The organism is Hoeflea ulvae (assembly GCF_026619435.1).
Classification (GTDB): Bacteria; Pseudomonadota; Alphaproteobacteria; order Rhizobiales; family Rhizobiaceae; genus Hoeflea; species Hoeflea ulvae.
In genome coordinates, this window is sequence record NZ_JAOVZQ010000001.1 from 4,366,748 (window position 1) to 4,385,136 (window position 18,389).

The following is an 18,389-nucleotide window of genomic DNA, read 5'->3' on the forward strand; positions in this document are numbered from 1 at the left end:
TTGGAAATTCGCACCCGGTGCGGTCAATCGCAAGCACTGTCGGTCAGAAGTCGTTCAATGGCCCATTGCCGATGGCAACGTAAGCCGTCCGTTCCTAAAGACACCATATTTGGTAAACTGCTTATTAAGATCGGCGCGTCACAATGTGATCAATGTTTTCTGCGGTACCTACCGTCCCATCAACGGAGTGGATCTAATGATCGCGTCCCGCCTAGGCCTTCGCGCTTATGCCTCTATCTTTCTCTGCCTGCTGCTCATCGCCGGAGCCGCACCGGACGCGCGTGCGCAGTCGGCAAATGCCTCGCAATACACGACGCAGGAAATCGTCGATGCAGGGCACGGATTTTTCGGATCCACCTCCGGCGGCCTGGCCAAGATCGTCGAGAAGGCATTCCAGTCCTACGGCCTGCCCAATGGCTATATTCTTGGCCAGGAAGCCTCCGGCGCCTTCATCGGCGGCCTGACCTATGGCGAGGGCCAGCTGTTTACCAAGAATGCCGGCCAGCACGATGTGTTCTGGCAGGGTCCGTCGCTGGGCTGGGATTATGGCGGCAACGGCAACCGGACGATGATGCTGGTCTACAATCTTCCCAGCATCGAGGCTGTCTATGGTCGCTTTGGCGGCGTGTCGGGCTCGGCATTCGTGGTTGCCGGCCTGGGCATGACCGTTCTCAAGCGCGATGATGTCTATGTCGTGCCGATCCGGACCGGTGTCGGAGCCAGGCTTGGCATCAATATCGGCTATCTGAAAATGACACCCGCGCCGACCTGGAATCCGTTCTAGACGACCGTTTGCCTGACCTGCCAAACACCGGCGTCGCCGCGGGCATTGTCAAGAGACGCGCGGCGTACGGCGGCAAGCAAAACCGGGGTCTGTTCTTGACAAGCCAACAGTCTCTTCCTTCGCTTGCTGCTTGCCGAGGCCGGATGACCATGCTTAAAGCTCCGGCGGGCCTTTGCGGGGCCTTTTGAGCCCTGTTCCTGATTGTGTGGATTTGCCGTGATCGAGTTTGTGCTGTTATTCGCATTGGGTTTTCTGGCCGCCGCCCTGGTTGCGCTGATTGCGGCGCCGATCATCCAGCGCCGTGTCGTCAAGCTCACCGAACGCCGCATCCGTGCGAGCGTGCCGCTGTCGGCAGCCGAAATACGGGCCGAAAAGGACATGGCGCGAGCCGCCTTCGCCGCTGAAACCGCCCGCCTGTCTGTCGATCTCAAGCACAACCGCGAACAGCTCACCCAAAGCGTTGCCCGCAGCGCGCGCTTGAGCAATGACCTGGTGGCGCTGCGCAGCGAAAAGATCTCGGTCGAAAAGGCGGTGGAAGAGCGCGAGGCCGACATCCGCGATCTCCATGCCAAACTGAACGAGCGCGACACCACCATCGCCACCCTGACCGGCAATTTCAGCGACGCGGCGCGTCTGAGCGAAGCACTGAAACGGGAACTCGCCGCCCGCGATGACAAGATCAACCGGCTCGGCGCCGAGCTGGAAGAGCTCCGCATCGACCTGGTCACCCTCGACACCGAGGCTGAAAACTTCAAATCGCAGATCCGGGAACTGCGCGACGAGCGCAATGCCTTGCGTGATTCGCTGACCAAGGCCGGAACCGCCAACAGGGACCTGGAAATCCGCTTGAAAAACCATGACGAGCGACTGGCGCAAACCCAGGAAAAACTTGCCAAGACCATCACCGCGCTGACCGATCGCGAAAACGCGCTTGACCGGCGCGTGGCCGAAGTCGAGCGGTTCCGGCAGAAAAACCGGGAACTGTCCGACGAGATGCGGGCCCTCAAGAAGCAGGGCACGACCAACAGTGCCGCCCGGCAGCAGGCTGCCGAACAGCCGCCGGCCGCGCTCGTCAGCAGCAATGAGGCGCCGGTCACGGCGCCGGATGAATCCGATGAGCCGGCAGAGGATGCGGCGCTGCACGAGGAGCTTCCGGAAGCCGAAAAGATCGACCGGCTGCGCGCCCGGCAGGCGGCACTGGCCGAGCGGCTGCTCAAGGCCGACAAGAACGGCAATGATGCAGCCCTGCGCCGCGAGATCGCGGTTGTGGCGGCGATGATGGTGGAACTTACCGCTGCCCGCGACGGTAGCACCTCGCCGATCCACGCCATCCTCAAGGGCAGCGAGGATCCGTCGCTGTCGGGACGGTCCGACCCCAGTCTTGCCACCCGCGCCCGCGAGCTGCTTGTCTCCAGCCGCTGAGCCGGCCGGCACCCTGCCGCGCAAACGGCACGGCCGGTCAAGCGCTGCGGTTCAGACGCGGCCCATGCGGCAGGCCGCCTGCCACAGCGCGATGCCGCTGGCCGTTGCCACATTGAGGCTGTCCATGCCGGGCGCCTGTTCGATCCTGAGCGTGGTCAGCCGCTCGAGAATGTCGGCCGGCAGGCCCTCGCCCTCGGTGCCGGCCAGCAAGGCCACCCGGCGGCCGGGTTCAAACGCGCTGAGCGTCTGACTGCCCTGCGGCGACAGGCCGATGACCTCGAACCCGTTCAGCGTCAGGCTGCGCACCATCTCTGCGATGGATCCGGCGCGGCAGAACGGCACCCGCAACGCCGCGCCGACCGAAACACGGATCGCCTTGCGGTAGAGCGGATCGCAGCAGGACGAATCGAGCACGACGCCATCGGCGCCGAACACCCCGGCATTGCGGAAGATGCCGCCGATATTGTCGTGATTGGAAATGCCGCAGGCCGCCACCAGCAGCGCCCGGTCCGGCAGCCGCGACAGGAAGGCGTCGAACGAGGCCGGCGGGACATGCCGGCCGACGGCCAGAATGCCGCGATGCATGGCAAAGCCGACCGCGGCGTCGAGCACATCGCGTCCCGCCACATAGACCGGGCAGCCGGGCTCCACATGGTCCAGCAGATCGCCGGTGCCCTCGACCCGATTCTCAAGGAGCAGGATCTTTTCAAGCACGAAGCGCGCGTCGCCCGCCTGGGCATCGACCAGCGCCTGCAGCACGACCCGGCCTTCGGCGATGAAACGGTCGCCGCGGCCGGCCAGGTCCCGGTCGCGCATGGCGGTGAATTCGGCGATGCGCGGGTCGGCCGGATCATCTATGCGGATGAAACGCCCCTGCCCGTCCATGATCAGCGATTGATCACGACGATGTCGCCGACGATCCGGCCGACCGACATGTCATGGATGATCAGCCGTTGCGAGCCATCGGCGGCCCGACCGAAAAAGGCGATGCGGTTGCCATCAAGCGAGACGCTGTCGACCACGAAACCGTCGGGCAGGGCCGCCACGGCGGCGACCGGCGCATCCGAGGGCACGCTCATCGACGGCGAGGCCGACTGGCTGACGGGTGCACCCGCATCACCGGCCTGCGTGAATTTGTAGACAATTGCGCCCAGCACGGCCATAAGACCGATGAACATGACGCCGATCGACACGGCGAGCAGCCGCACCATCTTGCGCCGTACCTTTTCCATCTCCGGATCAAGCGGCTTTTCGTCGAGATCGTCGTCATTCACTGTCGACATTTCCATTCCTTGCCGGGCGGACCCTGATATTGAAGAACGCGACATCGTTTAGCGAAGCCCAGCCCGATAGGGAAGCCCAACCGGCTGCGAAAACCCTGGTTGTTGGCGAGGAGGATTCCGGCCGGCTCGATGCCTGGCTGGCAGCAGCGCTCGAACCCGACCTTTCGCGCAGCCGTCTCAAGGCGCTGATCGAGGCCGGTGCGGTGATGGTCAACGGCGTGGCCGCCAAGCAGGCCGGGCACAAGATCGCGCCGGGCGACCGCATCGAGCTGACAATTCCCGACCCCGAGGATCCCGAGCCGATCGGCGAGGACATCGCGCTGGAGATCCTCTACGAGGACGATGACCTGATCGTCATCAACAAGCAGGCCGGCCTCGTGGTCCATCCCGGCGCCGGCAACTGGACCGGAACCCTGGTCAATGCGCTGATCCACCATTGCGGCGACAGCCTGTCGGGCATCGGCGGCGTGCGCAGGCCCGGCATCGTGCACCGGCTCGACCGCGACACCACCGGGGTGATGGTGGTGGCCAAGAACGACATCACCCACCGCCATCTCGCCGAGCAATTTGCCGATCACGGTCTCACCGGCCCGCTGGAGCGCGCCTACAAGGCGATTGTCTGGGGCAAGCCGGACGGGCTCAAAGGCACCATCGACGCAAGCCTCGGCCGCGCCAAGGACCGGATCCGCCGCGCCGTGCGCACCGACGAGGGCGACGATGTGCGCCATGCCGTCACCCATTACCTGGTCTGCGAGCGCTACCAGGAAAAGCCCGACGGAAGCAGTGCGGCGACACTGGTGGAATGCCGGCTGGAGACCGGCCGCACCCACCAGATCCGGGTGCACATGGCCCATATCGGACATCCGCTGATCGGCGACCTGGACTATGGCGCCGCCTTCAAGACCAAGGCCAACCGGCTGCCCGACGCAGTGCGCGACACCGTGACCGGCTTCACCCGCCAGGCGCTGCATGCGTTTCTGCTGGTGATCGAGCATCCGATCACCGGCGAGACACTGCGCTTCGAGGCGCCGCTGCCGCAAGACATGGAGCAATTGCGGCTGGCGCTTGCCAATCTGTAAACCAGCCTTGCGCTTCACGCGACCGTGATGGGGCTTGCACCTTGATACCGGGTTTCGCCACAATTACATGACACATGGGTTGGTTCGGATGCGATGTTCGGTCCGAACCGTTTGGCTTGCCGCAAGGAAGCCGGAATCCGGGAATCAGGGGGTGCTGTTATGGCCCAGGGAAGTTTACCGTCCATTTCTGCCGGCGAGAACGGTCTCAACCGTTATCTCTCCGAAATTCGCAAGTTCCCGATGCTGGAACCGCAGGAAGAATACATGCTCGCCAAGCGTTTCCTCGAACATGAGGACACCAAGGCGGCGCACAAGCTCGTCACCAGCCATCTGCGCCTGGTCGCCAAGATCGCCATGGGCTATCGCGGCTACGGCCTGCCGATCGGCGAGGTCATTTCCGAAGGCAATGTCGGCCTGATGCAGGCGGTCAAGAAATTCGACCCCGAGCGCGGCTTCCGCCTTGCCACCTACGCGATGTGGTGGATCAAGGCCTCGATCCAGGAATATATCCTGCGCTCCTGGAGCCTGGTCAAGATGGGCACGACCGCAAACCAGAAGCGGCTGTTCTTCAACCTGCGCAAGGTCAAGAGCAAGATTCAGGCCGTCGAGGACGGCGATCTGCGCCCCGATCAGGTGGCCGAGATCGCCACCAAGCTCAACGTGTCGGAGGCCGAGGTGATCTCGATGAACCGCCGGCTGGCGGGCGACGCCTCGCTCAACGCACCGATCAAGGCCAGCGAAGGCGAATCCGGCCAGTGGCAGGACTGGCTGGTCGATGATTCCGACAGCCAGGAGGACATGCTGGTCGAGCAGGACCAGCTCGAGACCCGGCGCGGCATGCTGCAGGGTGCGCTCGACGTGCTCAACGAGCGCGAACGCCGCATCTTCGAGGCCCGCCGCCTGCGCGACGACCCAATCACGCTGGAGGACCTGTCGACCGAATTCGACATCTCCCGCGAGCGCGTCCGCCAGATCGAGGTCCGCGCCTTTGAAAAGGTGCAGGACGCGGTGCAAAAGGCCGCCGCTGCGCGTGACAAGGCGCTGGTCACCGTCGCCGACTGATCTGACGCCTGACGATAAAGGACCCCGGAAGCGGAGACGCTTTCGGGGTTTTTGTGTGGTGGGGTTTGAACTCGGGGCAACCCCACTTCCGTCATGCCGGACACCGGTCCGGCATCCGGTACGCCCAAGTCCTTGGGCTAAAGGAGTATCGGGCCCGGCAGACGCTCGCCCGCTGGATACCGGATCTGGTCCGGTACGACGGGTGTGAAGATCTCGCGGCCACTCCGTCCCCGCCCGGCTACTGTCTTCCGGACGCGCCGAAATCAGCGTCTCCGGCATCGCGCCACTGGTCTGCACCTATCGAGTAGCGGATGTGGTTGACCCATTTGTCATAAAGCCATTCGGCATTCTCGATCGTGCCCTGATCTGAAAGCCCGAGCCGTTCGCAGACCGCCCGGCTTCGCATGTTCCCCTCGGCCACCGGAATATCCACCCGCTGCAGACCGAGTTCCGTAAACGCATAATCGATGAAAAAAGCCGCGCAGCGGGATATGATGCCGTTTCCCTGATGGGCTTCAGCCAACCAGTAGCCGATGACAACGGACCGAGTGTGCGTGTCGATTTCATGGAACCCGCACAGGCCGACAAGCCTGTTGTCCCGGAACACACCACAGGCAAAACCTTTGCCTGCATCATGCTGATGATGGATGCTTTCAATGAAGGCGCGCGAGTCTTCCCGTGTGGTATTGCGATCGAGCCAGGGCAACCACTGCCGCAAATGGGCCCGGTTCTGGTCGACCACCTCAAACAGCAGATCGGCATCGTCAGGCTGAAGAAGCCGCAAGGACAAATTGGGGGCAATGTCAAATCTCATGGCGAAATATCTGCCATGGTTGACGGTGGAGGAAAACCCCACGCCAAAACCCCGCGCGCGAAACAAATTTCGCCGACGGTGTGGTGGCAGTCTCGGGGTCCGGCAGAAACCCGGACTCGTGGGGCGCGGGCGACGTGCCCGTGGTGGTCAAGAAGATGTGGCTTGGCGCGTGTCCCGCGCCCCACCGGTGAGGGACAGATGCGCCTTCCGGGCGCAAATGGGGCTCCTCCCCGCAATCAGGGCGACGCAGTCCCGGGCAGTTCGTCTTGTTCGGCTGAACCGCCAACCGAACCCGCCCTTGCCTGCCCGCTCCCGGCCTCAATACCGTCCAGCGAAACAGGCCTTGTCAGGACCGGCGTGTTTTTTGACGCCGCCGGTGCTGGTGCGGACCAGCAGGTCTCCGGTTCCGGCGCGCAGGCCGGGGTGTTCCCGATCGCGAAGCTTCTGACGCCGGGTGCGGCCCCCGCGCGCCAGAACTCACCGCCTTCCGCCGGCCAGGGCTCCGTGGGCCCGGGCCATCCGTTCGGGACGGAAGGCGCAGAAAGTGTGCCACGGCATCAAGGGGTGTGGAAATTTTAAGGGATTTTTTTGTCGGCGGAAGTTTTTTCGCGCGGCGCTAAGCTGGGCCTGAGGACGACCCGGCGAGGATGCCTCAGGCCGCAGCGCGGGTTTCGGTCTGCGCAGCGCTGTGCGCCTGATGCCGGGCGCCAAGTTGCTCGCGCAGGATCGCGACATTGCGCAGATTGGCCTTGAAGCCGACATCGAACAAATCGCCGATCACCGGGACCAGGCCGATGACATAGTCGGCGGCCGAATTGGCAACCATCCGGGCAATATGCCGCCGGCCGATCCCCATCTTGTGGCCGCGCCAGATGATCCAGGCCGACGGTGCCGCCACCAGCGTGTCGCCGATGCCCGGAATAAGGCCGACCACCGTGTCCAGTCCGAAGCGGATCGAGGTGCCCGGCAGCCGGAAGCGGCTGTCGAGTGTTTTGGCCAGCCGGTTCAAATGATCCAGCTCGCGCTCGATCACGATGAGGTCCCGGTCAAAATGTTGCGCTGTGTCTGTCATGGCAGACTAACTGTTTCGGGCGGGTTTGGTTCCCGTGGGGGGGCATCGGGGGAAGTGGCGGGCGTGTGGACAGGCGTCCACCGGTGAACACCGCTGCGCTTCGCTCAGGACTTCTTGGACGCAAATCACGGCGCCTCCGCCGGCCAAGTCTCCGTGGGCCCACCCATCGGTTCGGGACGGTAGGTAATGGTAGTGTGACACCGTGGAAAGGGTGTGGAAAAACTCGAGGAACCTTCGGGTTCGGGGCAGGTGAGGATTGCTTCAACAAAAATTGGGTTGAATCAAATCAACGTTGCAAGCATAGGGTCATCGAGTACAATGAACCCACTACTTCAAATTCGTAGTTAATGCGTTTTAGTGCGGGACCATATCTCGACGCTTGACATAGACAAGGGGAGCAAGATAGGCCGACAGCCAATCAGCATCTATCACTGCAGGCTCATGCCCGTCGGAAATTGTTGTGAAACTGAAGTGGTTTTGTAACAAAAATGATTTTCGCCCGCTTGGAAGAAGCTCCTTGCCGCAGGCTGAAATTCGCTTGCTAGCCTCATTTCAAACTTAGGTTAGTGCCTTTCGACAACGCCACATTTTAGATTGACAACAGCCACTTAACATCGACTTGCGACGAATTATGTTGGAAAGAACATTCACCAATGAATACACTTAGAGACTTACCTTCTTTTGGAGCAATTGCTGCAGAGGACGACGCTGTCTTGGAATACTTCCTTACTACAGATGCCGTGGAAAGTATTTCAAGCGGTCAAACTCTTCTCGTTCTAGGGAGAAAAGGAAGCGGAAAAACCGCATTGGTGAAGCACTTTACGGAAACATTCCCTGAAAAGCATGGTAAGCCACTTTCTCTTCGTAGTTATCCTTGGAACGCTCACGCGGGACTCGTAGATAAAGGTGCATCCGACACGGAGGCTTATGTCGCATCTTGGCGTCTGCTGATAGCGATTAGATTGGCCAGTATGGTAGTAAACTTAGGTGAAGGGAAATACACAGATACAATTGCAGGATTAACCAAATTTTTAATAAGCAATTTCGGAACAACGGAACCGGAGACTAGATCGATACTTTCTCGTCAGCGATTAAAAATAGTTGGGCTAACCCTAGGACCGCAAATAGCCGGGGTTTCCCTTGGCTCTATATCATTCGGTGATCGCGCAAATTCAAACGTCTTGGGCCTCGAACTGGATAGCCTAGCTAACTCGTTGTTGAAGGACGTCAGCACCGCAATCGAACAATTAAATATAGATAACTTATATTTGCATTTCGACGAGCTTGATCAAGGTCTGGACACTCTAGACGACACAAAAAAACGTATGCTTATAGGATTGGTTCTCGCAGCTCGCGAAATAAAAGGCTCAGGAAAATTTCGAGGGAATATTTCCCCCATAGTTTATTTGAGGTCTGACATCTGGGAACAGGTTAATTTTTCGGATAAGAATAAAATCACAAGAACCTCCACAGTTCGTTTGGCCTGGGACGAAGCCAGTCTAAAAACATTAATAGAAAACAGGTTAAGGTCAAAATTGGGAGCGACCATCACTTGGGAGGACGTCGAAGACGGCTCCAAAATGCGAGGATCCCAACCTAAGCTTCAACATATGTTCTCACGCACTCTTCTAAGGCCTAGGGATGTAATTCAATTTCTAAATGAGGCATTGGCTGTTGCTAAATCCAGAAGCGATGAACCTCTTATTTTTGTTAATGAAGACTTTAATGCATGCCGCGAGCAGTACTCCGAATATCTAAAGGAAGAGCTTGACGACGAAATAAATCCGCACTGGCCCCAGTGGACCCAAGCACTACAAGCATGCTCAAAAACTCAAACTATCACGTTTGAAAGAGATGTTTTTATTAAGAATTACAAGGCATTAAAAACGCCTGACAATGGGTTTTCCGCAGAATCCGCGTTGGAACAATTATATCGATTTTCAGTGGTAGGCTACCTGCAACCATCTGGTGGCGGAGGCTCAAGTTGGTTGTTTCGATATACCGACACTAGTTCGGCTTGGGATTCTACTGCTACAAGATTGAAAGTACATATCGGTCTAAAAGAACACGCTAAATTGAAAGAAGAAAGAATACCCGGCGCATGACAAGTACAGCAGTTGAGCAGGGCTTTAGCAGAGCATCAGCCACTTGGGGAAGGCCAACATCGTTACGCCCTCACAGCGCGGGTGTGACCGTCGCCTGAGTGTTCAGCGCCTGATTGAACACTTTCAGTTCAGCTGGAATCCTTTTCGAGTTTGATCAGCGCCTATCGGCCGCTGGCATAGACCACGAGGTTGTCGATCCAGTTGTGCTTGCGCAGCAGATCGATTTAGTATTAGCGTCGCGCGCTTCCAAAAAATAGTTGAGCATCGCCAAGCCAAATTCCGAGATGATCTTGGCCGGCGGGGCGATTAGCGGATGCCCCTCCCCCAACCTTGCCCCAAACCCGCGCACGCCTTCGCACTCAGTCTTCTTTCATGAGCCATCGCGGCATATGCTCGACGGAAAGCCTAGCAATTCCCTGGACACCCCATGCAACGCACCTTCTCCCTGATCCTGCTGGTCATCCTCGTCTCCCCCCTCTCCGGCTGCACCGGCGTGTCCTACTACGCGCAGTCTCTCTCTGGGCATGTCGAGGTGATGGCGGGGCGGCGGGATGTGGGCAGGCTGATCGAGGATGCTTCGACGCCTGACACCTTGCGCGCAAAAATGGCGGCGGCGCGGGACATCAGGCTGTTTGCCAGCGAGGCGCTGGCGCTGCCGGACAATGCGAGCTACCGATCTTATGTCGATATCGGCCGGGACTATGTGACCTGGGCGGTGTTTGCCGCCCCCGAATTCTCGCTTGCGCCGCGGATCTGGTGTTTTTCGGTGTTCGGCTGCGTGCCTTACCGGGGCTATTTTTCGCGTGAGACGGCGGAGCGGACCGCGGCCGGGCTCGCGCGCCAGGGATTTGACGTGCATGTCTCGGGCGTCACCGCCTATTCGACGCTGGGCTGGTTTAGCGATCCGCTGCTGTCGACCATGCTGCGCCGGGACGAGAGCTTTCTCGCCGGCCTGGTGTTTCACGAGCTGGCGCATCAGCGGGTCTATGTCGACGATGATTCCGCCTTCAACGAGGCCTTTGCCGTTGCGGTGGAACAGACCGGGGTGAAATCATGGCTGCGCGCGCGCGGCGACACGGCCGGCCTGCGCCGCTACGAGGCCGGGCTGACCCGCAATGCCGCCTTCCTGGCGCTGGTGGCGCAGACCCGGGTTGAATTGCAGGCTATCTATCAGGGGCCCGGCAGCGCCGCCGAGAAACGGGCGGCGAAGGCGGACGCGATCGAGCGGCTGAGGGCGCGCCACCGGCGGATGCGCGCGCGCCGCTGGGGCGGGTATTCAGGCTATGACGCCTGGATCGCGGCGCCGATCAACAATGCCAAGATCGCCGCGACCTCGGTCTATAATGACCGGGTGCCGGCATTTTTGCGGCTGTTTGCGCTCTGTACGCAGGATTATCCGCGGTTTTACGCTGCGGTGGCGCGCTTGGGCGCACTCGACAAGGCTTTGCGCGCCAAAGCAGTCGAGACCGCGGCCACGTGCGAGTGACGGCTCCGGTCTGACGGCTGGCGGGATGCGGTGAAAGCGGAATGCGGGGGCATTACCCCCTCTGTCGGCTGCGCCGACATCTCCCCCGCAAGGAGGGAGATTGAAGGGCGGCGGGTCAGTTCTGGGGGGTGGCGCGGGCCCAGGCGTCCAGCGCCTGGTTGAACACCTCGGTGCCGCTGGCGCCCTTTTCCAGGGTGATCAGCGCCTGGCGGCCATTGGCATAGACCACCGGAATGTCGATCCAGTTGCGCTGGCGCAAGAGATCGGTGTTGAAGGTGCGCGCCTCGTCGAGATCGTTGAGCGCCACCATGTAGAAATCCTGGGTGATCTTGGCCGGCACGGCCACCAGCGGATTGCCCTGGTCGGCCTCGGTCTGCTTCATGGCGATGCGCTGCAACTGGTCGATCGAGCCGCCGGCGAAATCGGACGGCACGGCGAAGACGACCTCGACAATGTGGCTGGCCGGCAGCGACGGGTCGGTGTTGCGCTTGATGGTGAGCAGCGCCGACAGGCCGGTGTCGGGATTGTTGATCTCGCCGCGGATCACCTGCTCGTCCGGGCCGTCGCCGGAGGCCTCGCTGACCAGGGTCCAGACCACGGTGCCGTTCTTGACCTCGAGCGACTGCTGGCCGAGACGCTCCTCATACAGGATCATCTTCTGCGCCACGCCGAGCGGCTGGGCATCGGGAGCTGCGGCATCGCCGGGCGCGGCTGCGGCATCGGCGGAAGTGTCCGCCGCCACCGCATCCTCGGCCGGGCCGGCATCGGTCAGCGCTGCAACCGAGCGGCCCTCGACCGTGTCGTCGACATCGGGGCCGGGCGCGGGGCCGGCATCGGTTTCGGTGCCGTCCGGATTGAGCCGCTGGGTGAACTTGGTGTCGTCGCCTTCAGCCGCGGTGGCGGGCACCTCGGGCGCGGCCGTTTCTTCCGGCGCGGCGGGCTCTTCCGCCGGGGTTTCCGGCGTCGCCAGCGCGGTTTCGGTCTCCGCCGGGGTTTCCTCGGTGGCGAGCGGCGTTTCCACCGCGGTGGAGCCGAACATCGCCGTCAGCGTGTCCTTGTAGGTCCAGCCGGCATAGGCGATGGCGCCGAGCACCAGGATCAGCGCCAGGATGGTCCAGCCGCCCTTGCTCGGCTTGTCCTGCCGCGCGGGCGCAGGACCGGCATCGCGCCGCGGCGCGGTGTCGAGACCGAAGGCTTCGTCATGGGCAGATCCCGCCAGGTCCGGCGGACGCGTGCCGGCCACGGGCTGCACCGGATCCATCTCGCCGGTCTCGCCCGGAAGCACCGAGGCCGCGCCGGGCTGGGCCACTTCGGCCGGAATCACCGGCGCGTCCGTTTCCGGCTCGGGCTCGGGCTCAGCTTCGGACCCGGATTCGGCTTCGGGAGATGCGGGCGCCGGCTCGATCGGCTGCGGCTCGGGCGGTTGCGGCGCCGGCTCGGCAAGCACCGGGCTTTTTTCCACCATCGACTCGAGTTCGGCCATCAGCGCATCGGCTTCGTCATCCTCGGCCGGAAGCGCCTCGGCATGTTCGGTCTCGACCTCGTCAATGGCCTTGTCGAGCTTGTCGAGCTGGCGGGTCATCACCTCGTCGGAGGGTTGCGGATTGATCGCCTCGAGCTGGCGCCGGATGGCAGCCCGCGCCTTGTCATAGACCCTGCTCCGGTTTTCCGGCGTGTTCTCGGGCAGATTGTCGACTGCCTTCCGGATGACTGCTACAAAATCCGCCATAATTTACCCTGGTTCGATCACGTCCTGCGCCGCATGGCCATGCGCGCTAACCTAGTCTTCAAACGGGTCCGTCACAAGTATCGTGTCGTCGCGCTCGGGGCTTGTGGACAACAGCGCCACCGGCGCGCCGATCAGCTCCTCGATCCGCCGCACATATTTGATCGCCTGCGCCGGCAGCTCGGCCCAGCTGCGCGCGCCGACGGTGGTTCCGTCCCATCCTGCGATGGTCTCGTAGATCGGTGTCACCCGGGCCTGGGCGCCCTGGCTGGCCGGCAGGTGATCGACGCGCTCGCCGTCGATCTCGTAGCCGATGCAGATCTTGAGTTCCTTCAGCCCATCGAGAACATCGAGCTTTGTCAGCGCGATGCCGGTGATGCCGTTGACCGCGACGGCCTGGCGCACAAGCGCTGCATCGAACCAGCCGCAGCGGCGCTTGCGCCCGGTGACGGTGCCGAATTCATGGCCGCGCTCGCCCAGGAACTGGCCGGTCTCGTCATTGAGTTCGGTCGGGAACGGGCCCTCGCCGACGCGGGTCGTATAGGCCTTGGTGATGCCCAGCACATAGCTCAGCGCACCCGGCCCGAGGCCCGAACCGGCAGCCGCCTGGCCGGCGATGGTGTTGGACGAGGTGACGAAGGGATAGGTGCCGTGATCGACGTCGAGCAGCGTGCCCTGGGCGCCCTCGAACAGGATGCGGGCGCCGGCGCGGCGCTTCTTGTCGAGAAGCAGCCACACGGTCTCGCGGAACGGCAGGATGCGTTCGGCGACCGAGGTGAGTTCGTCCAGAATGGTCTCGACGCTGAATTCGGGCTGGCCGAGGCCGCGGCGCAGCGCATTGTGGTGGGTCAGCAGCCGGTCGACCTTGGCCGGCAATGTTTCGAGATTGGCCAGATCCATCACCCGAATCGCCCGTCGGCCGACCTTGTCTTCATAGGCCGGGCCGATGCCGCGGCGGGTGGTGCCGATCTTGGTGCCGGAATTCGACGCGGCGTCTTCGCGCAGCGCGTCGAGTTCGCGGTGCAGCGACAGGATCAGCGTGGCATTGTCGGCGATGCGCAGATTGTCGCCATTGATGACGACGCCCTGCTCGGCCAGCCGGTCGATTTCGCTGACCAGCGCATGCGGGTCGATGACCACGCCATTGCCGATGACGCCGAGCTTCCCCGGCCGCACCACGCCCGAAGGCAGCAGCGACAGCTTGTAGACGGCGCCGTCGACGACCAGCGTGTGGCCGGCATTGTGGCCTCCCTGGAAACGCACGACCACGTCGGCCCGCTCTGAAAGCCAGTCGACGATCTTGCCCTTACCTTCGTCGCCCCATTGCGACCCGACAACAACTACGTTGGCCATATCATCCCCTTGGCGTGCGGACTCTTCCTGAGAGGCCCGGAAAACAAAACCCGCGCATGCATACAGACTCGGCCAACCAAAATCGACCCTCCCGCGCGGCGAAGAGCCGTTATTAAGTGACAATTTCACAAAAGCGGGAAAAACCAAACGGCCCGCCATGGAACACGCATCATTTTGCAGCACAAACCGCCCTGCCCGGCACTGAACCGGTGTCATAGCGCAGCGATATTGCGTCTGGCTGGACAGAATCGGTGTGTCAGGTAAGGTCCGGTCGGCCACATCCGCATCGGAGGTCATCCTGCCAAGCCCGGCCCGAGCCAGAAAGTCCCGTCGTGATCCTGCGCGCCTATCTGTTCCTGATCATCACCGCCCTGTCCTGGGGCGGCAATGCGGTGGCCGGCAAGCTGGCCGTCGGCCATATTTCGCCGATGATCCTGACCTCGGTCCGCTGGGCCCTGGCCTTCGCGATCGTGCTGATGTTCGCCCTGCCGCAGGTGCGCCGAGACATCAAGACCATCAGGAAACACCTGCCGCTGTTGTTCTGCTACGGCATGTTCGGCTTCACCTTCTTCAATGTGCTGCTGTATTCCGCGCTCGAACACACCACGGCGATCAATGTCGCCATCGAGCAGGCGGGCATGCCGATGGTGATCTTTCTCGCCAATTTCATCCTGTTCCGGATCAGGGTGACGCCGGCGCAGATCATTGGCTTTGCGCTGACGCTGATCGGCGTCGGCATCACCGCCGCAAGCGGCAGCCTGGCCCGGCTGATCACGCTGGAGCTCAGCCGGGGCGACGCGCTGATGCTGCTGGCGGTGCTGTTTTACGGCGGCTACACCGTGGCGCTGCGCTACAAGCCGGTGCTGCACTGGCAGTCGATGATCACGGTGATGGCGGGGTCGGCCTTCCTGACCTCGCTGCCTTTCGCGGCCTTCGAGCTCGGCCGCGGCACCGCCATCCTGCCCGACACCACCGGCTGGCTGGTGGCGATCTTCACCGCCGTCTTCCCGTCGCTGGTGGCTCAGGTGCTCTATATCAAGGGCAACGAGATCATCGGCTCCAACCGCGCCGGCATCTTCATCAACCTGGTGCCGATCTTCGGCACGATCCTGTCAGTGCTGATCCTCGGCGAGATCCTGCATCTCTATCACGTGGTCGCCCTGGTTCTGGTGCTGAGCGGCATCTGGCTGTCGGAGCGGCGCAAGGCCAATCCCTCGCTTCGCCCGGGCTGAGACCCGGGCCTAAGCGGCACCGCTCACGTTCCCGCGTCTGACGTGGAGCACAACCGCTCGGCAATCTGGCGGATCACCCGCGCGACCGGCGGGATCCGCGCCGGCCATTGCCGCCCCTTGCCGGAGATCAGCCACAGCTCGTGACTGCGGCCTTGCGGCAGGCCGACGATCTGCAGCCGGTCGCGCTGCGGATAGGCGTCATAGCCGCTGCGCGGCAGCAGCGTGTAGCCGATGCCATGGGCGACCGGCGCCGGGATCTGGCTGATCTGGTTGACGAAGGCGCGGACGCGCAACCGGTCGGCGCCGCGGAATTCATCAGGGAAATTCAGCGCAAACAGATCATCGGCATAGGCAAACCCGTCCGGATGGGCAATGAACCCGCGGGCGTCGAGATCCGCGAGGCTGAGATCACCCGGCACTTCGCCGGCTGGAAGCAGCAGGCACAATTCCTCGACGCCGAGACGGGTGGCCTCGAGCCGCGGGTGATCGGGCCTGTGGCCGACAATGCCGAGATCGAGCCGGCGGTCGAGCACAGCGGCAATGATGCCGTCGCGCGGCATGGCTTCCAGCCGCACGGTCAGCTTGGGCGCGGCCTGCATCAGCGGCAGCAGGCCGGGATAAAGCAGCATGGCGAAACTTCCGGAACAGCCGATACTGACCTCGCCGATATCGGGCGCGTCATGGGACACCGACTGCATCAGGCTCTGCTCCTCGCGCCGTCGCAACCGTCCCACCGCCAGCACCGCCTCGCCGGCGGGTGTCAGGCTGAAACCCTTGCCCTGGCGGGAAATCAGCGGATGCCCGACCTGGTCCTCGAGCTTGCGCAAATGCTGCGAGACGCCCGGCTGGGTCATGCCGCGCAATTCCGCCGTGCGGGTGAAATGCCCAGTTTCACACAGCGTGGTGAAGGTGTCGAGCCAGCCGGAATTCAGCATGATCATTCCATTTTGTTATTATTATTCTTATAAATGATAATTTCACATATTCAAGCGGCACGCCTATATCGGCCTCATCGCAATAGATAAAGGAGGCTGCCATGCTGCCGACACCGAGAAGTTTTTCCCATATCGGACTGTCCGTCCCCGACCTCGACGGCGCCGTCAAATTCTATTCCGAGGTGCTTGGATTCTACACCATCATGCAACCGACCGAGATTGCCGAGGACGACAGTGAAATCGGCCGGATGTGCACCGATGTCTTCGGACCCGGCTGGAAAAAGCTGCGCATCGCCCACATGGCCACGGCCGACCGGATCGGCATCGAACTGTTCGAATTCGACGGCAACCACGCCCCCGCCGACAACATGGATTTCCGCCAGCACGGCACCTTCCATTTCGCCATTCAGGATCCCGATCTCGAGACGCTTCTGGAAAAGATCGTCGCCGCCGGCGGCAAGCAGCGCATGCCGGTGCGGGAATATTTCCCGGGCGACAAGCCCTACCGCATGGTCTATGTCGAAGACCCCTTCGGCATCGTCTTCGAACTCTACAGCCATAGTTATGAGCTGACCTATTCGTCTGGGGCCTATGGCTGAACGAACGTGAGTGCGCCGCGCAGAGCAGGTGCGACTTTGTGAACGCATCTGACTGCGCGCGGGCGTACCGCAAACGGGCCATTGGAAGGGCTGCCGTTCATGGCCGTTTTCGGCCCTTTTGTATGTGCCGGCTGCTGTTCGCAATCGAGAAATTGGCACGATTTTCGGAAATCGCTCATATGTATCCGGCCTGTTGATCGGCTCGCGGGCCGTGGCCTTGATGGGGTTACGCACGCACCTTGGTCTCATTAGCGGATAGGTCTCTGAAGACCTAAAGGGCCGTCAGACTCTGGGGGCGTATCTTCTCCGTTCCATGCTGTCCTCTCTATCGCGAACTCCTTGGTGACCGTGGAAGGCGTCAGATCGCTTCCATGGCCGCGTCTTGTGGGGCATCGAACCGGGTGCCATTGCGCAGAATGCTCCAGGCGGTTCGAGCGAGTTTGTTGGCAAGCGCGATGGCCGCTTTGTTGCGCGGCATACGGGCTGTCGCCTCCGTCAGCCACGAGCCGAAACTGAAGTCGGACCATCGGTGTGGGCGCATCATAATCACTTTCGCCGCCTGCACGAACAACATCCTCAGATAGCGGCTGCCGCGTTTGGTAATCCGGCCGAGAATGGTGCGGCCACCGGTGCTGAATTGTCGGGGCACCAAGCCGACCCATGCCGCGAAATCACGCCCCCGGTCGAATGCCTCGCCTTTGCCGACGGCCGCGACCATCGCTGTCGAAATCATTGGACCGATGCCGGGTATTGTCATGATGTTGGCGCAGTTCTCTTCGGTGCGGCTGATCTCTTCGATCTCGCCAGAAACATCCTCGATCCGTTTGTCCAACCAGAGCCAATCGCCATAAAGACCAATCAGGATGCCGCGCATCCGAGGCGATATCTCATCCCGCCGCTGTTCGAGGATCGTCTCGAAAGAATTCTTCAGTGCCCGCAGCCCCGTCCTGACGGTGATGCCCTGTTCAATCAGAAAGGCCCGGATTTGGTTGATGGTGGCCGTGCGCCGCGAGACCAGCCGTGCCCGGACCCGGTGCAAGGCCTGAAGGTCGAGCTGATCCTGGTCCTTCTCAGAAACGGTCCGAAGGTTGGGCCGCAACGCTGCCTCTGCGATCGCCTCAGCGTCGTTGTAATCGTTCTTCTGTCCCTTGTTGAACGGCTTCACGTAAATCGCCGGGATGATCCGCGGCTCGAATCCCATGCCCCGCAGCGTTCGGCTGACAAAATGGGCGCTGAGGCAAGCCTCCATTCCCACGATGCAGCGCGGGAGTTGCTCAAAAGTGGTATTCAGGGCCAAGCGCTTGATCTGCTTGCGCATGACCAGCTGGCCGGACCGGTCGAACCCGACCAGGTGAAACGTATCCTTCCCGATGTCGATTCCGACGACGGCGAGGTCTTCGATGCTTCCTGTCTTCTTTGCACACATGGCTGCTTCTC

Annotated in this window: 16 protein-coding genes; 8 read left to right on the plus strand and 8 right to left on the minus strand. The window is 61.8% G+C overall.

The window, feature by feature from the left end:
* Nucleotides 1-196: 196 nt before the first annotated feature.
* Entirely contained in the window at nucleotides 197-784 is a 588-nt protein-coding gene (locus OEG82_RS20770) for a DUF1134 domain-containing protein (RefSeq protein ID WP_267614251.1), read from the plus strand.
* 216 nt (nucleotides 785-1,000) lie between these two features.
* The gene (locus OEG82_RS20775; protein ID WP_267614252.1) at nucleotides 1,001-2,206 is read left to right on the plus strand and encodes a coiled-coil domain-containing protein; all 1,206 of its coding nucleotides are present in this window, start codon (nucleotides 1,001-1,003) and stop codon (nucleotides 2,204-2,206) included.
* A 51-nt stretch (nucleotides 2,207-2,257) separates the two neighbouring features.
* Here OEG82_RS20775 and OEG82_RS20780 read toward each other — a convergent pair whose 3' ends face one another.
* Nucleotides 2,258-3,091 (minus strand): TrmH family RNA methyltransferase, encoded by an 834-nt coding sequence (locus OEG82_RS20780; RefSeq protein WP_267614253.1) that lies wholly within the window; start codon nucleotides 3,089-3,091, stop codon nucleotides 2,258-2,260.
* A 2-nt stretch (nucleotides 3,092-3,093) separates the two neighbouring features.
* Nucleotides 3,094-3,489, minus strand: coding sequence for a hypothetical protein (locus tag OEG82_RS20785; protein WP_267614254.1), 396 nt, complete (start codon nucleotides 3,487-3,489; stop codon nucleotides 3,094-3,096).
* 29 nt (nucleotides 3,490-3,518) lie between these two features.
* Here OEG82_RS20785 and OEG82_RS20790 point away from each other — a divergent pair, with 29 nt between their 5' ends.
* Both OEG82_RS20790 and rpoH read left to right on the plus strand, forming a co-directional pair.
* Nucleotides 3,519-4,568, plus strand: coding sequence for an RluA family pseudouridine synthase (locus OEG82_RS20790; protein ID WP_267614255.1), 1,050 nt, complete (start codon nucleotides 3,519-3,521; stop codon nucleotides 4,566-4,568).
* 159 nt (nucleotides 4,569-4,727) lie between these two features.
* Nucleotides 4,728-5,630 (plus strand): RNA polymerase sigma factor RpoH, encoded by a 903-nt coding sequence (rpoH, locus tag OEG82_RS20795; protein ID WP_267614256.1) that lies wholly within the window; start codon nucleotides 4,728-4,730, stop codon nucleotides 5,628-5,630.
* Between the two features lie 238 nt (nucleotides 5,631-5,868).
* Here the strand turns inward: rpoH and OEG82_RS20800 are convergent, their stop codons facing one another.
* Nucleotides 5,869-6,444, minus strand: coding sequence for a GNAT family N-acetyltransferase (locus OEG82_RS20800; RefSeq protein ID WP_267614257.1), 576 nt, complete (start codon nucleotides 6,442-6,444; stop codon nucleotides 5,869-5,871).
* 652 nt (nucleotides 6,445-7,096) lie between these two features.
* Entirely contained in the window at nucleotides 7,097-7,516 is a 420-nt protein-coding gene (locus OEG82_RS20805; RefSeq protein WP_267614258.1) for a DUF4112 domain-containing protein, read from the minus strand.
* A 653-nt stretch (nucleotides 7,517-8,169) separates the two neighbouring features.
* Between OEG82_RS20805 and OEG82_RS20810 the strand changes: the two genes are divergently transcribed.
* Both OEG82_RS20810 and OEG82_RS20815 read left to right on the plus strand, forming a co-directional pair.
* On the plus strand, nucleotides 8,170-9,621 hold the full coding sequence (locus OEG82_RS20810; protein ID WP_267614259.1) for a P-loop ATPase, Sll1717 family: 1,452 nt from the start codon (nucleotides 8,170-8,172) through the stop codon (nucleotides 9,619-9,621).
* Between the two features lie 427 nt (nucleotides 9,622-10,048).
* Nucleotides 10,049-11,107 carry an aminopeptidase gene (locus tag OEG82_RS20815; RefSeq protein ID WP_267614260.1) on the plus strand — a complete coding sequence of 353 codons (1,059 nt, stop codon included), beginning with the start codon at nucleotides 10,049-10,051 and terminating at the stop codon, nucleotides 11,105-11,107.
* Nucleotides 11,108-11,222: 115 nt separating this feature from the next.
* Here OEG82_RS20815 and OEG82_RS20820 read toward each other — a convergent pair whose 3' ends face one another.
* Both OEG82_RS20820 and OEG82_RS20825 read right to left on the minus strand, forming a co-directional pair.
* Nucleotides 11,223-12,836, minus strand: a complete 1,614-nt coding sequence (locus OEG82_RS20820; RefSeq protein ID WP_267614261.1) for a hypothetical protein — start codon at nucleotides 12,834-12,836, stop codon at nucleotides 11,223-11,225.
* 51 nt (nucleotides 12,837-12,887) lie between these two features.
* The gene (locus OEG82_RS20825) at nucleotides 12,888-14,186 is read right to left on the minus strand and encodes an adenylosuccinate synthase (RefSeq protein WP_267614262.1); all 1,299 of its coding nucleotides are present in this window, start codon (nucleotides 14,184-14,186) and stop codon (nucleotides 12,888-12,890) included.
* Between the two features lie 332 nt (nucleotides 14,187-14,518).
* Here OEG82_RS20825 and OEG82_RS20830 point away from each other — a divergent pair, with 332 nt between their 5' ends.
* Nucleotides 14,519-15,418, plus strand: a complete 900-nt coding sequence (locus OEG82_RS20830; RefSeq protein ID WP_267614263.1) for a DMT family transporter — start codon at nucleotides 14,519-14,521, stop codon at nucleotides 15,416-15,418.
* 23 nt (nucleotides 15,419-15,441) lie between these two features.
* Here the strand turns inward: OEG82_RS20830 and OEG82_RS20835 are convergent, their stop codons facing one another.
* Nucleotides 15,442-16,353, minus strand: coding sequence for a LysR family transcriptional regulator (locus tag OEG82_RS20835; RefSeq protein ID WP_267614264.1), 912 nt, complete (start codon nucleotides 16,351-16,353; stop codon nucleotides 15,442-15,444).
* A 101-nt stretch (nucleotides 16,354-16,454) separates the two neighbouring features.
* On the opposite strand from OEG82_RS20835, the gene OEG82_RS20840 reads away from it, so the two are divergent.
* Nucleotides 16,455-16,952 carry a lactoylglutathione lyase family protein gene (locus OEG82_RS20840; RefSeq protein ID WP_267614265.1) on the plus strand — a complete coding sequence of 166 codons (498 nt, stop codon included), beginning with the start codon at nucleotides 16,455-16,457 and terminating at the stop codon, nucleotides 16,950-16,952.
* A 358-nt stretch (nucleotides 16,953-17,310) separates the two neighbouring features.
* On the opposite strand, the gene OEG82_RS20845 is transcribed toward OEG82_RS20840, so the two are convergent.
* Nucleotides 17,311-18,378 (minus strand): IS110 family RNA-guided transposase, encoded by a 1,068-nt coding sequence (locus OEG82_RS20845; RefSeq protein ID WP_267613852.1) that lies wholly within the window; start codon nucleotides 18,376-18,378, stop codon nucleotides 17,311-17,313.
* Nucleotides 18,379-18,389: the final 11 nt, after the last annotated feature.

What these genes read in the sequence shown, in the direction of transcription:
- OEG82_RS20770 (WP_267614251.1), top strand. Translation starts at nt 197, where the DNA reads ATGATCGCGTCCCGCCTAGGCCTTCGCGCTTATGCCTCTATCTTTCTC.
- OEG82_RS20780 (WP_267614253.1), bottom strand. Translation starts at nt 3,091, where the DNA reads ATGGACGGGCAGGGGCGTTTCATCCGCATAGATGATCCGGCCGACCCG.
- OEG82_RS20785 (WP_267614254.1), bottom strand. Translation starts at nt 3,489, where the DNA reads ATGTCGACAGTGAATGACGACGATCTCGACGAAAAGCCGCTTGATCCG.
- rpoH (WP_267614256.1), top strand. Translation starts at nt 4,728, where the DNA reads ATGGCCCAGGGAAGTTTACCGTCCATTTCTGCCGGCGAGAACGGTCTC.
- OEG82_RS20800 (WP_267614257.1), bottom strand. Translation starts at nt 6,444, where the DNA reads ATGAGATTTGACATTGCCCCCAATTTGTCCTTGCGGCTTCTTCAGCCT.
- OEG82_RS20805 (WP_267614258.1), bottom strand. Translation starts at nt 7,516, where the DNA reads ATGACAGACACAGCGCAACATTTTGACCGGGACCTCATCGTGATCGAG.
- OEG82_RS20810 (WP_267614259.1), top strand. Translation starts at nt 8,170, where the DNA reads ATGAATACACTTAGAGACTTACCTTCTTTTGGAGCAATTGCTGCAGAG.
- OEG82_RS20815 (WP_267614260.1), top strand. Translation starts at nt 10,049, where the DNA reads ATGCAACGCACCTTCTCCCTGATCCTGCTGGTCATCCTCGTCTCCCCC.
- OEG82_RS20820 (WP_267614261.1), bottom strand. Translation starts at nt 12,836, where the DNA reads ATGGCGGATTTTGTAGCAGTCATCCGGAAGGCAGTCGACAATCTGCCC.
- OEG82_RS20825 (WP_267614262.1), bottom strand. Translation starts at nt 14,186, where the DNA reads ATGGCCAACGTAGTTGTTGTCGGGTCGCAATGGGGCGACGAAGGTAAG.
- OEG82_RS20835 (WP_267614264.1), bottom strand. Translation starts at nt 16,353, where the DNA reads ATGCTGAATTCCGGCTGGCTCGACACCTTCACCACGCTGTGTGAAACT.
- OEG82_RS20840 (WP_267614265.1), top strand. Translation starts at nt 16,455, where the DNA reads ATGCTGCCGACACCGAGAAGTTTTTCCCATATCGGACTGTCCGTCCCC.
- OEG82_RS20845 (WP_267613852.1), bottom strand. Translation starts at nt 18,378, where the DNA reads ATGTGTGCAAAGAAGACAGGAAGCATCGAAGACCTCGCCGTCGTCGGA.